This window comes from Paracoccus sp. 22332, from assembly GCF_052045125.1.
Classification (GTDB): domain Bacteria; phylum Pseudomonadota; class Alphaproteobacteria; order Rhodobacterales; family Rhodobacteraceae; genus Paracoccus; species Paracoccus haematequi_A.
In genome coordinates this window covers 253,102-268,092 of record NZ_JBQEOI010000001.1, presented here as the reverse complement: position 1 = coordinate 268,092, position 14,991 = coordinate 253,102, and the positions used below count along the sequence as shown (strand labels likewise).

Below are 14,991 nucleotides of genomic sequence, written 5' to 3'. Positions count from 1 at the left end.
CCCATGAACGCGCCCATCACGCAGGATGTCCTCACCCTTCCCCGCAAGCTGCCGGACAGCGGGCGGGTGAACATCATCGGCCTGACGCGCGGCCAGTTGCGCGAGGCGCTGATCGCCGCGGGCACGCCAGAAAAGCAGGCGAAGATGCGCGTGGGCCAGGTCTGGCAGTGGATCTATCACTGGGGCGTCCGCGATTTCGCGCAGATGTCGAACCTGGCCAAGGATTACCGCGCCCTGCTGGCCGAGAAATTCGAGATCGCGCTGCCCGAGATCGTCACCCGCCAGATCAGCGAGGACGGCACCCGCAAGTATCTGGTCCGCATCGCCGGCGGCCATGAGGTCGAGACCGTCTATATCCCCGAGGAAGGTCGCGGCACCCTGTGCGTATCGAGCCAGGTCGGCTGCACGCTGACCTGTTCCTTCTGCCATACCGGCACTCAGAAATTGGTGCGCAACCTGACGGCAGGGGAAATCGTCGGCCAGTTGATGCTGGCGCGCGACGACCTGGGCGAATGGCCCCTTCCCGGCGCCCCCAAGGATGAAACCCGGCTGGTCAGCAATATCGTGCTGATGGGGATGGGCGAGCCGCTGTACAACTTCGACGCCGTGCGCGACGCGATGAAGGTCTGCATGGACAACGAGGGGCTGTCGCTGTCCCGCCGCCGCATCACCCTGTCGACCAGCGGCGTCGTCCCCGAGATCGCCCGCACCGCCGAGGAGATCGGCTGCCAGTTGGCCGTCAGCTTCCACGCCACCACCGACGAGGTGCGCAACGTGCTGGTGCCGATCAACAAGCGGTGGAACATCGCCACGCTGCTGGACGCGCTGCGCGATTATCCGCGGCTGTCGAACAGCGAACGGATCACCTTTGAATACGTGATGCTGGCGGGCGTGAACGACAGCGATGCGGATGCGCACCGGCTGGTCGATCTGATCCGGGGCATTCCCGCCAAGATCAACCTGATCCCCTTCAACGAATGGCCCGGCGCGCCGTATAAACGGTCCAGCAACAACCGCATCCACGCCTTCGCGGACATCATCTACAAGGCGGGCTACGCCAGCCCGATCCGCACCCCGAGGGGCGAGGACATCATGGCCGCCTGCGGGCAGTTGAAGTCGGCGACCGAGCGGGGGCGGAAGTCGCGGGCGGAGATTGCGGCTGAGGTGGGCTGAGGCCCGTCGATTTCATCCGCTCTTTCTGATAACCTTGCCCAAGCGCGTCTTGTGCGAGGTGGTCATGTTGAGGCTCTTACTTTTCGTTGTCGGGGCGCTTGGGGCGGCCCCTGCCCTTGCCGATTGGGTCTATCGGGCCCCCGAAGCATCGGACGACACGGGCAGCGTCTATGTTCAGAACAGGCAGGGACACCGGCTGGATCTTGGATGCGGGAACGGCGGTTTTTTCGGGCTTTCCCTGAGGCCCGATTTGCGGCCCGCCAATGTCAGCCGCATCGAACATGCGATTCTGCAACTGCGTATCGATGAACGCCCGCCTCTGTTTCTGCCAGTGACCTGTCAGGATCATGGCTGCGATCAGGCGGCGCTGCATCTTGGCAAGCCCTTCACCGTCGCCGAGATAGAGGCCATTGTCGCCGCCTTGCGGTCCGGTTCCTCGCTGGAAATCGCCTTGGGCGCGCAAACGATGACACGGTTCAGTCTGACTGGCTCCTCCGCGGCACTTGTCCGCCTGAAAGAACAGAACCCAAGTTGCGAGGGGCTTTGATCCGCAGGCATCAGGCTGGCTTCGGCCACCCATCAATAATCTCCACCGCCTCATCGGCCGTCTCCACATAGCGGAACAGCCCTAGATCCTCCTCTGAAATCGTCCCCGCTTCCGCCAGGCCCTTCCAGTTGATGATTCCCTCCCAGAACTCGCGCCCGAACATCAGGAACGGCACGCGGGCCATGCGGCCGGTCTGGATCAGGGTCAGGGCCTCGAAGGTTTCGTCCAGGGTGCCGAAGCCGCCGGGGAAGATGGTGATCGCCCGCGCGCGCATCAGGAAATGCATCTTGCGGATCGCGAAATAGTGGAAGTTGAAGCACAGTTCGGGCGTGACATAGACGTTGGGCGCCTGTTCGTGGGGCAGCACGATGCCCAGGCCGATGGACTTGCCGCCCGCTTCGTGCGCGCCGAGGTTGCCCGCCTCCATCACGCCGGGGCCGCCCCCGGTGGTGATGACGAATTCCCGCCCGCCCGTTTCCAGGCTGCGGCGGGTCATTTCCTGGGCGAACAGCCGCGCCTCCTCGTAATAGGCCGAAAGCCTCGCCAGCGTCGGCGTGCGCGCCAGGGCCGCGTTCTCGGGCGACGGGATCCGGGCGCCGCCGAACATCACCACCGTCGATTCCACCCCGGCCTCGTCCAGCAGCATCTGCGGCTTCAGCAGTTCCAGTTGCAGGCGGACCGGGCGCAACTCCTCGCGCAGCAGGAAGTCGCGGTCGGTGAAGGCCAGCTGATAGGCGGGCGCGCGGGTCTGCGGCGTGTCGGGGATATGCCGGGCACGATCCGCATCCTCGTCGCTATGCGGAAAGGGGTGGGCGCGGTCCTCGGGGGTCTTGGTCGCGTCGTTCATTCGGATCCTCGTGGCGCCCGGCGGATTGCACGGGCCTTGTCCCAGCCTTATAGCCCAGGGGTGACAGTTTCCACCCGCAGCAGGAGAGGCCGATGACCCAAGCACTTGAGACCGCCATCGAGGCCGCGTGGGAAGCCCGCGCCGAGATCGACAGCGCCACCACGGGCATCGTGCGCGAGGCGGTCGAGGAGACGCTGGCCCAACTGGACAGCGGCGCCCTGCGCGTGGCGGAAAAGCGCGGCGCCGACTGGCATGTGAACCAGTGGGCGAAAAAGGCCGTGCTGCTGTCCTTCCGCCTGAACGACATGGAACAGATGTCGGGCGGCCCGCAGGGGTCCAGCTGGTGGGACAAGGTGCCGACCAAGTTCGAAGGCTGGGGCGACAACCAGTGGCGCGCGGCCGGGTTCCGCGCGGTGCCGGGCGCCATCGTGCGGCGCAGCGCCTATATTGCGCCGGGCGCGGTGCTGATGCCGTCCTTCGTGAACCTGGGCGCCCGCGTGGGCGAGGGCACGATGGTCGACACCTGGGCCACGGTCGGTTCCTGCGCGCAGATCGGCAAGAACGTCCACCTGTCGGGCGGCGTCGGCATCGGCGGCGTGCTGGAACCGCTGCAGGCCGGGCCGACCATCATCGAGGACAACTGCTTCATCGGCGCCCGGTCCGAGGTGGTCGAGGGCTGCATCGTCCGCGAAGGATCCGTCCTGGGCATGGGGGTCTTCATCGGCCAGTCCACCAAGATCGTCGACCGCGAAACGGGTCAGGTGATGTATGGCGAGGTTCCGGCCGGATCGGTCGTCGTCGCCGGGTCGCTGCCGTCGAAGAACGGCGTGAACCTGTATTGCGCGGTGATCGTCAAGCGGGTGGACGCGCAGACGCGCTCCAAGACCTCGATCAACGAACTGCTGCGGGATTGACGACGCTTTACATCGACGCCGACGCCTGCCCGGTCAAGCCAGAGGCGGAACGGGTGGCGACGCGGCTGCGGGTGCCGATGGTGCTGGTCTGCAACGGCGGGCTGCGGCCCCCGGCCAATCCGCTTGTCACGCTGAAGATCGTGGCCGAAGGCCCGGACGAGGCCGACAAGTGGATCGCCGATCAATGCGGGCCGGGCGACGTGGTGGTGACGGGCGACCTGCCCCTGGCCGACCGCTGTTTGAAGGCCGGGGCGCGCGTCGTCACCCATGACGGCGAGGTGCTGAGCCTTGCCAATATCGGCCCGCGCCTGGCGACCCGCGACCTGATGGCGGATCTGCGGGCCTCGAACCCCTTCATGCAGGGGGGCGGCGCCAGCTTCGGCAAGGCGGATCGGGCGCGGTTCCTGCAAGTGCTGGACCGCGAGCTGGGCGCCGCGCTGCGCGGCTGACGAACCGATCCTCACCGCGCCGCGTTGCCCCCCGACCAAAGGGGGCAAGCGTGCAGGACGATCCGACGATACAGGAACTGCTGGAGGCGGCGGGCGATGCCTCGGACGGGGACACGACCACGGTGGGCCAGATCGTGGAATCGCTGGGCGAGAATTCCCTGACGCCGAACCTGATCTTCGTGGCGCTGGCGGTGGTGTCGCCCCTGTCGGGGATCCCGCTGTTTTCGTCGATCTGCGGAATCACCATCGCGCTGATCTCGATGCAGATGCTGGTCGGGCGGGACCATCTGTGGCTGCCCGATTTCGTGATGTCCCGCCAGATCGACAGCGGCAAGCTGGACCGCGCCTTGCAGGCGCTGCGGCGTCCGGCGGGCTGGCTGGACCGCATCACCCGGCCCCGGCTGCGCCTGCTGGTGCGGGGGCCGGTGCGCAAGCTGACGCAGGCGCTGTGCATGATCTGCGGAATGACCATGCCCTTCCTGGAAGTGGTGCCCTTCACATCGACCCTGCTGGGCGCGGTGGTCAGCCTGCTGGCCTTTGGGATGCTGGCACGCGACGGGCTGTTCACCGTGCTGGGCCTTGCCGCGCTGCTGTCGCTGGGGGGCGGCGTGGCCTGGATCCTCGGATAAGCGGCGAAACCCTGTCGTCCTGCCTTGCGCCCTGACCGCGCATGGCTATAACCCCGGACGATTTATCAGCCGCCAGCCCCAGGGGACCGCCATGCCGAAAAGAACCGATATCAAGTCGATCCTGATTATCGGCGCAGGCCCCATCGTCATCGGCCAGGCCTGCGAGTTCGACTATTCCGGCGCCCAGGCCTGCAAGGCGCTGCGCGAGGAAGGCTATCGGGTGATCCTGGTCAACTCGAACCCCGCGACGATCATGACCGACCCGGAAATGGCCGACGCCACCTATATCGAGCCGATCACCCCCGAAATCGTCGAAAAGATCATCGCCAAGGAACGCCCCGACGCGCTGCTGCCGACCATGGGCGGGCAGACAGGGCTGAACACCGCCCTGGCCCTGGCGGATGCGGGCGTGCTGAACCGTTACGGCGTCGAACTGATCGGCGCGCAGCGCGCCGCCATTGAGATGGCCGAGGACCGCAAGCTGTTCCGCGAGGCGATGGATCGGATCGGGCTGGAAAACCCCAAGGCCACCATCGTCGCCGCGCCCAAGGGCGCCAACGGCAAATACGACATCGCCGCGGGCGTTGCCCAAGCCATGGAGGCGCTGGAGGAGATCGGCCTGCCGGCCATCATCCGCCCTGCCTTCACCCTGGGCGGCACCGGCGGCGGCGTCGCCTATAACCGCGACGATTACGAACGGATCGTGCGGTCGGGCCTGGATGCCAGCCCCGTGGCGCAGGTTCTGGTCGACGAAAGCCTGCTGGGCTGGAAGGAATACGAGATGGAGGTCGTGCGGGATCGCAACGACAACGCCATCATCGTCTGCTCCATCGAGAACGTCGATCCGATGGGCGTGCATACCGGCGATTCGATCACCGTGGCCCCGGCCCTGACTCTGACCGACCGCGAATACCAGATCATGCGCAATGGCAGCATTGCGGTGCTGCGCGAGATCGGCGTGGAAACCGGCGGGTCGAACGTGCAATGGGCGATCAACCCCGCCGACGGCCGCATGGTGGTGATCGAGATGAACCCGCGCGTGTCGCGGTCCTCGGCCCTTGCCTCCAAGGCCACGGGCTTCCCGATTGCCAAGATCGCGGCGAAACTGGCGGTCGGCTATACGCTGAACGAGTTGGACAACGACATCACCAAGGTCACGCCCGCGTCCTTCGAACCGTCGATCGACTACGTCGTCACCAAGATCCCGCGCTTCGCCTTCGAGAAATTCCCCGGCAGCAAGCCCGAACTGACCACCGCCATGAAATCCGTGGGCGAGGTCATGGCCATCGGCCGCAGCTTCCACGAATCGCTGCAAAAGGCGCTGGCCTCGATGGAAAACGGCCTGACCGGCCTGGACGAGATCGCCATCGAAGGCGCTGCCGAACAAGGCAAGCCCGCCGTGATCGCCGCCCTGTCCCGCGCCACCCCGGACCGGCTGCGCATCATTGCCGAGGCGATGCGCTTCGGCATGACCGATGACGAAATCCAGCGCGTCACCAGCTTCGATCCCTGGTTCCTGGCCCGCCTGCGCGAAATCGTGGACGCCGAACACAAGGTCCGCCACGAGGGCCTGCCCCAGGACGCCGACGGCCTGCGGGCGCTGAAGATGATGGGCTTCTCCGATGCCCGCCTGGCCCACCTGACTGGCCGCGACGAATCCGACATCCGCCGCGCCCGCCGCGGCGCGGGCATCCTGCCCGTCTTCAAGCGCATCGACACCTGCGCAGCCGAGTTCGAAGCCCAGACCCCCTATATGTATTCCACCTATGAATCGCCCGCGATGGGCGACGTAGAGTGCGAGTCTCGTCCGACCGACGCGAAGAAGGTGGTGATCCTAGGCGGCGGCCCGAACCGGATCGGCCAGGGGATCGAGTTCGACTATTGCTGCTGCCACGCCTGCTTTGCGCTGACCGATGCCGGCTATGAGACGATCATGGTCAACTGCAACCCGGAAACGGTCTCGACCGACTATGACACATCGGACCGGCTGTATTTCGAACCCCTGACGCTGGAACATGTGCTGGAAATCCTGCGGGTCGAACAGGAAAACGGCACCCTGCACGGCGTCATCGTCCAGTTCGGCGGGCAGACGCCGCTGAAGCTCGCCAACGCGCTTGAAGCCGAGGGCATCCCGATACTGGGCACCACGCCGGACGCCATCGACCTGGCCGAGGATCGCGAGCGGTTCCAGAAGCTGCTGAACGACCTGAACCTGCGCCAGCCCGTCAACGGCATCGCCAGCAGCGCCGAACAGGCGCTGGACATCGCCGGGCAGGTCGGCTTCCCGCTGGTGATCCGCCCCTCCTATGTCCTAGGCGGCCGGGGGATGGAGATCGTGCGCGACATGGACCACCTCAAGCGCTACATCACCGAGGCCGTGACCGTATCCGGCAAGAACCCGGTGCTGCTGGACAGCTATCTGTCCGGCGCGATCGAGGTCGACGTGGACGCCCTGTCGGATGGTGAAACCGTCCATGTCGCGGGCATCATGGAGCATATCGAGGAAGCCGGCGTCCATTCGGGCGACTCGGCCTGCTGCCTGCCCCCGCACACACTGGACGCCGCCACTATCGACGAACTGAAGCGCCAGACCGTCGCCATGGCCCGCGCCCTGAAGGTCAAGGGCCTGATGAACGTGCAGTTCGCCATCAAGGACGGCGCGATCTATGTGCTGGAGGTGAACCCGCGCGCCAGCCGCACCGTGCCCTTCGTCGCCAAGGCCACCGACAGCGCCATCGCCTCGATCGCTGCAAGGCTTATGGCGGGCGAGCCGATGTCGAACTTCCCCCTGCGCGCGCCCTATCCGGCGGGCGTCGGCCCCGAGGACGACCTGCCCTTTGCCGATCCGATGACCCTGGCCGATCCGATCACGCCCTGGTTCTCGGTGAAAGAGGCGGTTCTGCCCTTCGCCCGCTTCCCCGGCGTCGACACGCTGCTTGGGCCGGAAATGCGTTCCACCGGCGAGGTGATGGGCTGGGACCGCAACTTCGCCCGCGCCTTCCTGAAGGCGCAGATGGGCGCGGGGTCGAACCTGCCTTTCGAGGGTCGGGTATTCCTGTCGGTCAAGGATGCCGACAAGTCCGAAGCCTTGGCCGATGCGGCCCGCGACCTGACGACGATGGGTTTCCAGTTGATCGCGACCAGCGGCACCGCCGATTTCCTGGCCGCAGCCGGGGTCGAAACCGCCCGTGTGAACAAGGTCTATGAAGGCCGCCCCAATATCGTCGACCGGCTGAAGAACGGAGAGATCGCCATGGTCCTGAACACGACCGAGGGCGCCCAGGCCATCGCCGATTCCCGTGAGATCCGGGCGGTCGCGCTGTACGACAAGATCCCCTATTTCACCACCGCCGCAGGCAGCATCGCCGCAGTGGCCGCCATCAAATCGCGCGAGGAAGGCGAAGTCGGAGTCAGAAGCCTGCAAGCGTGAAGAAACGGGACAGTCGGCGGTCCCGGATGCCGGCTGTCCTGCTTCGACACCGGGGTTCGAAACAGCCCCTGACCCTCGCGCCAAGGACGGCATCCGGTCGTCCGGCGCCGAGGGACAGGCACGGCCCCGCGCGCCGATCAGGCCCGTGACAACAGGGACAGCGCGGCCGTATAGCGATTGCTGGTCGTCGTGGTTTGGATCTGCGACAGCGCAAGATAGCGCGTGGTCAGCTTGTCGATGGTTTCATCGGTCGCGATCTTGGAAAAGCTGCTGCTGCCCAGGACGCGTTCGGACGCCGACATGAATTCCTCCAACTGCCGGTCGACCGGCAGGTTGGCAATCGACTTGCTCATCCCGAACGCGCCCTGAAAAACGGTCCGAAGCTGTTGGTTGCCCAGAACCTCGTACCACAGCGTCTTGTCGCTGGAGGCCCGCGAGGCGAAGGCCTTGACCTCGTTCCGGGCGTTCAGGGCCAGGCGATAGCTTTGATCCCCCTCGCCGACGCGCTTTTCGAATTGCCGCTGGACGTAGGCCTGGCTCAGCGCCTCGCCCGTGGTGGCGGCGTCGCTGCGCTTGCCGAAGGCCTGGGCCAGTTTCAGGTAACGCTTGTCGCCCAGCCGGTTGGCCAGCGACGCGCTGTCGCCCAGGTCGGATTCCAGAACCTTGCGGATGAAGGCCTTGTTGGTCACATCCTCGTCCAGGCCAAAGGCGCCCAGCGCCACCTGCAACATCTTGTAATCGCCGACCAGATCCTCGGCCGTGGTGGTGGCCGTCAGGTTTTCGCGAAGATAGGCGGTGGCGCGCTGGACCACGGGATCCTTGGCCGTAGCCTCGACCTGACGCGATTCCATGCGTTGCAGGACGCGCCATCCGGCCAATCCGCTTAATCCGACATTGATGGCGTTGGCCATGGCATCCTCATTGGCGGCGAGCTTGGATAAGCTGTTCTTCCTGCGGCAGAAGTTCGCGCAGCCGCCGCAGGGCGGGATAGGCCGCGCCTTCCTCGACGCTGGCGCGAGCCTCGCGCAGGGCCGTCTGGCTGGCCTCGTCCTCGAACACCAGGGCAAGCTGGGCGATGGCCAGAAGAAGCTGGCGTTTTCCTTCGTCTGCTTCGGCATCACCCGACAGAATCAACTGGGCGATATAGCAGGCCCGGGCCACAGGTGTGTTCGCGCGGTCGGGGTGGATCGCATCCTTGAGCCGCAGGACATTCGCATTGGGCGTACGGATGGCGATCTTGGACCGGCGGTCGCCGTTTTCGATGACCGCGCCGTTGATCAGCACCCGTTCGTTCGGAGCCAGTTTCAGGACAAGGCCGCTCATGCCGGGGCCTCTTGGCGCAGGCCGCGCATGATGGCCATGTTGATGTCGATCAGCGGGGCAAGCGCAACTTTGCCTGACAGGGCTTGGTGGCCGTGGCGCAAGGCGAAGCCCGCCAGCGACAGCAGCCCGGCGCGGACATGATCCGGCAGCGCATTGCCGGGATCGGCCAGATCGCTGGCAAGGATCGTCCACAGCTGATTGTTCTTGTCCACGGCGGCGATGCGATCGGGGCCTTGCCCGCTGGCATCCGCCTGGCGCAACATTCCGGTCACGCGAGAGAAAATGTCGTATTCGGCATCGCGCGCGGTGCGGACGACGCTGCTGCCATATCCATTGGCGGAGAAAGACGGAACCGCGTTCAAGGTGATCATCCTGATCTTAAGGGTTCAGCAAGAATGGGGCGCCCCAGGGGCGCCCCAAGAGGTCTTGGGATCAGCGGAACAGCGACAGGATCGCCGAGGGTGCCTGGTTGGCGATCGACAGCGCTTGGATGCCAAGCTGCTGCTGCGTTTGCAGGGCTTGCAGGCGGGCCGAGGCTTCCTCCATGTCGGCATCGACCAGCGAACCAACACCGGCCTTCAAGGAGTCAGCCAGCTTGCCGATGAAGTTCGACTGTTCTTCGATTTGCTTTGCCTTGGCACCCAGAGCCGCAGAGCCATTCAGCGCGGTCTGCAAGTTCGCCTCAAGCGCAAGCACTGCCGCCTGTGCGGAAGCGCGATCAGTGATGGCCGTCAGGGCATTCGTTCCGGCCAGCAAGGTTGCTTCAAAGTCAACGGAAGCAACTGCAATGTTGCCAGCAGTCACACCCGTGTTGCTGCGGTCGAGCGACGACAAGACCGTATAGGTCGCGCCGCCGTTCACACCGTTTGTCTTCAGCAGGTTGACGCCGTTCATCTGCGTGCCCGCAATCGTCGCGGTAATCACCGCTGTCTTTGCCGTGATATCGGCTTGGACCTTGGCGAATTCGTAACCATCAGTTCCAGCCCGGGACGCCAGATCCTTCATCTCGGTCAGGGTTTTCGCGATCAGCTCGGCTCCGTCAACAGCAGCCTGAACCGTCGCGCCGGCAACGTTCAGCGAACTTTGGATCGCCTTCGCCGAAGACTGGTCAGCCTCCATCACCTTGGAAATCGCCCAGACGGCCGAGTTATCCTTGGCCGAGTTGATCGACTTGCCGGTCGAAATCTCCGACTGGGCCTTGTTCAGGCTGGAATTCACGTTCTTCAGGGTTTGCAGTGCAACGATGGCGCCGTTGTTGGTCAGAATACTGGACATCTTATCCTCAGATATAATGGACGCTTTGCATCCTTGGTTTCGACGATCGGCCTTCTGACCTTGGGCGTTTATCCCTGTGCCGCTTTTGGCATGACCGCATTCCTAGCAGCCGGTGATTGATGGATACTGAATTTCCCATCGCGCCTCAAATTCCAAACGCGAAGGATTTTATTCAAAATCGCTGGGCCAGCACCGCACTGGTCGGCGTATTGTGGCGCTGACCGGCCTGATCATAGGTTTGCAGGCTGCGCGCGTTCTTCACGATGTCCCGAATCTGGTCGATGGCGCGCTGAGTGCCGCGCGCGGAATCCTCGGCCAGGCGGCGCAAGTGTTGAAGGATCTGTTCGATCTGCGCCTTCGAATCGGCGTCCAGCCCGTCGCATTCGAATCGATGGGCCAGCGTCTCGATCCGGGCGAGGGCCTGGGCCGCATCGCCGGAAATGATGGCCTGTTCGATGCCGCGCAGGATCTCTCGGTGCTTCGGTTTCATTGCGCCACCCATGTGCTGAATCCCAGATCCATGCGGCCCGCGAGGGCGGCAGCCTGCTCCTGGATCAGGAAGCTGGAGAATTGCTCCTCGCCGATGCCGCCGCCGAACGCGCCGGTGTTCGATTTCGGACCGCAATATTTCAGCATCTCCTCAAGAAACATCTGTTCCAGCTGTTCGGATGGCGGTCGCGACGCGGTCGCAGGCGCAGCTGCCGTTGAGATTTGGTTAACCTGCATGAGAATTTTCCTGATTGCGGATATTTTTCATGATTAGCCGGTTGCGGTAAATAAATCGTAAGGACTTATCCTTATTTCTGGCGGCATCACGTTGGGAATCGGGCATATGGCAGACAGTTTCGTTTTACCGGTCATGACCCTGGTGCAAGCCACGGCCGCCGCCGAACCTGTTATCGAGGGCGAGGATGAAGCCGAGTTCGACTTTACCATCGACGACGCGCCGATCGATGATCTGCTGGCCGAGGCGGCGCCTGCGGATGGGGCGGCCGTCTGCCAGGCGCCGCAGGATCTGTTGCAGATGCTGATCGAGGATTTGTCCGGGATCAGCGGTGCCCTGCGCCAAGCCGCGCCGGAAGGCGGCCAACCCGCAGAGGATCCGGTCCCTTCCGATACCAAGGTGGCCTTGCCCGAATCGGCGATGCGGATCGCCGTGCCTGCCGCTGCCGACACCGCACCCGACCTGGCGGTGCAGGTTGCGCCGGACATGCCGCAGATCGACCTTCTGTCCGCCGAACCACCCTCGCTGCACGCGGCGGCGGCGCGCGATGTCGCGGCGGCCGCCCCGGACCAGCCGCTGCCGCCGTCCCGCGTTCCCGTCGCGTCGGTGGTGCGCCAGATGGCCGAGGCCGTCGTCAGCGCCCGCGAGGACCGGATCGAGATTGCCCTGGCGCCCGAGGAACTGGGCCGGATCCGCATGGTGATGACCGGACCGGACCACAGCCCGCATGTGCTGGTCTGGGCCGAACGCCCCGAGGTTCTGGACCAGCTGCGCCGCAACGCCGCCTTTTTGCAGGAATGCTTCGGGGATGCCGGGATGGCCGATGCGTCCTTCGAATTCCAGGGCGACGGCGGCACCGGGTCCGGCCGCGGGCAGCCCTTGCCCGAGGCGTCAGGCCACGGCTTTGACGTCACCGAAACCGTTTCCGTTTCCGTCCCCGCCGCCTGGACGCCCCTGGCGATCCCGGCGCGACTGGACATCCGCATCTGAAAAGGAGAATCGCTTGGTTAACCCCGTCAACGGCTCGACGACCGGAACCACCGGCACGACATCCACGTCCAAGGCCACGGACGCCATGACCGCGCAGTCGGCGAATTTCGACACGTTCCTGCGGATGCTGACCACGCAGTTGCAGAACCAGGATCCGCTGAACCCGATGGAGGGCAGCGATTTCGCCGTCCAGCTTGCGACCTTTTCGGGGGTCGAACAGCAGGCGCAGACGAACAAGCTGCTGGAACAGATGCTGACGCAATCGGGCGGCAGCCTGGGGCAACTGGCCGAGTGGATCGGCAAAGAGGTGCGCACGACCGAACCCGTCTGGTTCGGGGACAAGCCGCTGACGCTGGATGTCCATCCCGACAGCCGGGCCGACAGCGTGACCCTGGTGACGCTGAACGAATCGGGCAAGGAAGTCCTGAGAGAGGAAATCGGACCGGGCGAAGGCCAGATCGACTGGCTGGGCCGCGACGAATATGGCGAAAAGCTGGCCGACGGCCGCTATTCCTTCGTGATCGAGAGCAACCGCGCGGGCGAGGTGATTTCCGAGGATCCGGTCGGCGCCTATGTCCGCGTGGCCGAGGCCGAGGTTGGCAGCCGCGGGGTCGAGCTGATCTTCGAAGGCGGCGGGTCGGCCCTGGCCAGCCAGATCGAGGCGCTGCGCCAGGCGAATTAAAGCTGCGGCAGGAAGCCGCCGCGCATCGCCAGGATCTCGTCGCGGATGCGGACGGTCGCGGCGCTCATCTGCCGGTCGGCGCGGCGCAGCAGATACCAGCTTCGCTGGATCGGCAATCCGATGCCGCGCAGGGCGATCAGACGGCCCGACCGCAGTTCCTCGGTCACGGTGTGCTGGGAAATCAGCGCCACGCCCAGGCCCGCGATCACCGCCTGCTTGATCGTCTCGTTGGTGCCCATCTCGACCGCGCGCCAGGTCGCGCCCTCGCCGATGCGGTCCAGGAAGCGGGTCATCAGGATGCGGGTGCCGGACCCTTCCTCTCGTGACAGGAAGGTCTGGGCCAGCAAGTCGCCCGGCATCACCGGGTCGGCATCGGCCAGCGGGTGGTCGGGCGCGGCGATGATGATGTGCGGATGCGGCCCGACCGGGTCGGCGACCACCGCCGGTTCGCGCGGCGGGCGACCCATGATCGCCAAATCCAGGTCGTCGCCCGCCAGCGCCGCCAGCACCGCGTCGCGGTTGCCGATCCGCAGCGTCACCTCGATATCGGGCAAAAGTCGCAGCAGCCGCGCGACCAGGCCGGGGGCGAAATACTTGCCGGTCGAGACCACGCCCAGCACGACATTGCCGACATGGCCCTGCTGCAAGGCGCCGATCTCTCGGGCCGCGCGGGACAGGGCGGTGGCGATCTGCGATTCCGCCAGCAGCAGCGCCTCGCCCTCGGGCGTGGGGCGGAAGGCGCCATGATCCCCGCGCAGCACCAGGGGGCATCCGGCCAGATCCTCCAGCCCGCGCAACTGGCTGTGGACGGCGGGCGTGGTCAGGCCCAGCAGTCCGGCGGCCGCCGTCAGGCTGCCGCTGTCTGTGACGGCGCGCAGGCAGCGCAACTGGCGCAGGGTGATCCCTTCGGGCTTCATTTCACCAAAATCTAATCTTCCTTCCAGATTATTAAATTTCCTCTAAATCCCCCGACTGTCAATCTGCCCCTACCAGACGCCACGGGAGGGGCCGATGACGACGCCCAGCATTGACACCACGCATATTCCGCCAGACTTCCGCCCCTTGATGCTGGCCCTGGCGCGGGGCGGGGCGACGCTGGCAGGGGTGATCCGGCGCGGCGACGGCAGCCTGTCGGCCGAGGTCGGCACCAACAGCGACGGCGACGGCCAGAAACGGCTGGACGTGCAGGCCGATGCGCTGTTCCGCGACGCGCTGCGCGACGCGGGCATCCGCTGGTTCGCCAGCGAGGAACAGGCCGAACCCGTCGCCATGCAGCCGGGCGGCGCCTTCGCCCTGGCCATCGACCCGCTGGACGGGTCGTCCAACATCGACACCAACGTCTCTATCGGCACCATCTTCGCCGTCTATCCCGCCCAGGACCAGGCCGAGACCAGCTTCCTGCGCCCGGCCCGCGACCTGATCGCGGGGGGATACATCATCTATGGCCCGCGCTGCTGCCTGGTGGTCAGCTTCGGCGACGGCACGCAGGTCTATACGCTGAACCCGGATACCGACAGCTTCGACCTGACCAGCCCGCGCGCGACCCTGCCGGATTGCTTCTTCGAATACGCCATCAACGCCTCGAACTATCGCCACTGGCCGCGTCCGATCCGCGCCTATATCGACGACTGCATCGCCGGGATCGACGGCCCGCGCGCGCGCAATTTCAACATGCGCTGGATCGCATCCCTGGTGGCCGAGGCGCATCGGATCCTGATGCGCGGCGGCATCTTCCTGTACCCGGCCGACGCCCGCAAGGGCTATGAGAGGGGCCGGTTGCGGATGCTGTACGAATGCGCGCCCATCGCATTCGTCATCGAACAGGCAGGGGGCCGCGCGACCGACGGCGCCCTGCCGATCCTGGACGCCGCCATCACCGACCTGCACGGCCGCACGCCGCTGGTCTTCGGATCGGCCGAAAAGGTCGACCGCGTTGCCGCCTATCACGACCTGCCCGATGCCGAGGTCTCGGCCCTGTTCGGCAATCGCGGCCTGTTCCGCGCCTGAG

General features: G+C 65.5%; 17 protein-coding genes. 9 read left to right on the top strand and 8 right to left on the bottom strand.

Annotation, left to right across the window (positions count from 1 at the left end; all coding sequences use genetic code 11):
* The first annotated feature begins 3 nt into the window (after positions 1-3).
* The gene (gene rlmN, locus ACTJI6_RS01265) at positions 4-1,173 is read left to right on the top strand and encodes a 23S rRNA (adenine(2503)-C(2))-methyltransferase RlmN (protein ID WP_440797142.1); all 1,170 of its coding nucleotides are present in this window, start codon (positions 4-6) and stop codon (positions 1,171-1,173) included.
* A gap of 34 nt (positions 1,174-1,207) precedes the next feature.
* Positions 1,208-1,720 carry a hypothetical protein gene (locus tag ACTJI6_RS01260; protein WP_440797140.1) on the top strand — a complete coding sequence of 171 codons (513 nt, stop codon included), beginning with the start codon at positions 1,208-1,210 and terminating at the stop codon, positions 1,718-1,720.
* A 10-nt stretch (positions 1,721-1,730) separates the two neighbouring features.
* On the opposite strand, the gene ACTJI6_RS01255 is transcribed toward ACTJI6_RS01260, so the two are convergent.
* The gene (locus tag ACTJI6_RS01255; protein ID WP_440797138.1) at positions 1,731-2,567 is read right to left on the bottom strand and encodes an LOG family protein; all 837 of its coding nucleotides are present in this window, start codon (positions 2,565-2,567) and stop codon (positions 1,731-1,733) included.
* Positions 2,568-2,659: 92 nt separating this feature from the next.
* Between ACTJI6_RS01255 and dapD the strand changes: the two genes are divergently transcribed.
* The 4 genes from dapD (at position 2,660) to carB (ending at position 7,989) form a co-directional block, all read left to right on the top strand.
* A complete protein-coding gene (gene dapD, locus ACTJI6_RS01250) occupies positions 2,660-3,481 on the top strand; it encodes a 2,3,4,5-tetrahydropyridine-2,6-dicarboxylate N-succinyltransferase (RefSeq protein ID WP_440797136.1) in 822 nt (273 codons plus the stop codon).
* Positions 3,478-3,930 (top strand): YaiI/YqxD family protein, encoded by a 453-nt coding sequence (locus ACTJI6_RS01245; protein ID WP_440797134.1) that lies wholly within the window; start codon positions 3,478-3,480, stop codon positions 3,928-3,930. The genes dapD and ACTJI6_RS01245 overlap by 4 nt, the downstream gene beginning before the upstream one ends.
* A 50-nt stretch (positions 3,931-3,980) precedes the next feature.
* Entirely contained in the window at positions 3,981-4,559 is a 579-nt protein-coding gene (locus ACTJI6_RS01240; RefSeq protein ID WP_440797132.1) for an exopolysaccharide biosynthesis protein, read from the top strand.
* Positions 4,560-4,650: 91 nt separating this feature from the next.
* The gene (gene carB / locus ACTJI6_RS01235) at positions 4,651-7,989 is read left to right on the top strand and encodes a carbamoyl-phosphate synthase large subunit (RefSeq protein WP_440797130.1); all 3,339 of its coding nucleotides are present in this window, start codon (positions 4,651-4,653) and stop codon (positions 7,987-7,989) included.
* Between the two features lie 137 nt (positions 7,990-8,126).
* On the opposite strand, the gene ACTJI6_RS01230 is transcribed toward carB, so the two are convergent.
* The 6 genes from ACTJI6_RS01230 to ACTJI6_RS01205 all read right to left on the bottom strand — a co-directional run bounded on the left by ACTJI6_RS01230 (position 8,127) and on the right by ACTJI6_RS01205 (position 11,238).
* Complete coding sequence (locus ACTJI6_RS01230) at positions 8,127-8,900, bottom strand: DUF1217 domain-containing protein (RefSeq protein WP_126154011.1); 774 nt, start codon at positions 8,898-8,900, stop codon at positions 8,127-8,129.
* Positions 8,901-8,907: 7 nt separating this feature from the next.
* Positions 8,908-9,312, bottom strand: coding sequence for a flagellar biosynthesis repressor FlbT (flbT, locus tag ACTJI6_RS01225; protein ID WP_440797128.1), 405 nt, complete (start codon positions 9,310-9,312; stop codon positions 8,908-8,910).
* Positions 9,309-9,674: a flagellar biosynthesis regulator FlaF gene (gene flaF, locus ACTJI6_RS01220; RefSeq protein WP_440797126.1), complete on the bottom strand. Its 366-nt coding sequence runs from the start codon at positions 9,672-9,674 to the stop codon at positions 9,309-9,311. The genes flbT and flaF overlap by 4 nt, the downstream gene beginning before the upstream one ends.
* A gap of 70 nt (positions 9,675-9,744) precedes the next feature.
* Positions 9,745-10,587, bottom strand: coding sequence for a flagellin N-terminal helical domain-containing protein (locus tag ACTJI6_RS01215; RefSeq protein WP_126154014.1), 843 nt, complete (start codon positions 10,585-10,587; stop codon positions 9,745-9,747).
* Between the two features lie 172 nt (positions 10,588-10,759).
* Positions 10,760-11,077 (bottom strand): hypothetical protein, encoded by a 318-nt coding sequence (locus ACTJI6_RS01210; RefSeq protein ID WP_440797123.1) that lies wholly within the window; start codon positions 11,075-11,077, stop codon positions 10,760-10,762.
* Entirely contained in the window at positions 11,074-11,238 is a 165-nt protein-coding gene (locus ACTJI6_RS01205; RefSeq protein WP_440797121.1) for a hypothetical protein, read from the bottom strand. The genes ACTJI6_RS01210 and ACTJI6_RS01205 overlap by 4 nt, the downstream gene beginning before the upstream one ends.
* Before the next feature lie 181 nt (positions 11,239-11,419).
* Here ACTJI6_RS01205 and fliK point away from each other — a divergent pair, with 181 nt between their 5' ends.
* Complete coding sequence (gene fliK / locus ACTJI6_RS01200; RefSeq protein ID WP_440797120.1) at positions 11,420-12,301, top strand: flagellar hook-length control protein FliK; 882 nt, start codon at positions 11,420-11,422, stop codon at positions 12,299-12,301.
* Between the two features lie 13 nt (positions 12,302-12,314).
* Positions 12,315-12,983, top strand: a complete 669-nt coding sequence (locus ACTJI6_RS01195) for a flagellar hook capping FlgD N-terminal domain-containing protein (RefSeq protein ID WP_440797118.1) — start codon at positions 12,315-12,317, stop codon at positions 12,981-12,983.
* Here the strand turns inward: ACTJI6_RS01195 and cbbR are convergent.
* Entirely contained in the window at positions 12,980-13,900 is a 921-nt protein-coding gene (gene cbbR / locus ACTJI6_RS01190; RefSeq protein WP_440797116.1) for a LysR family regulator CbbR, read from the bottom strand. The genes ACTJI6_RS01195 and cbbR overlap by 4 nt on opposite strands.
* Before the next feature lie 94 nt (positions 13,901-13,994).
* Between cbbR and ACTJI6_RS01185 the strand changes: the two genes are divergently transcribed.
* On the top strand, positions 13,995-14,990 hold the full coding sequence (locus ACTJI6_RS01185) for a class 1 fructose-bisphosphatase (RefSeq protein WP_440797114.1): 996 nt from the start codon (positions 13,995-13,997) through the stop codon (positions 14,988-14,990).
* Position 14,991: the final 1 nt, after the last annotated feature.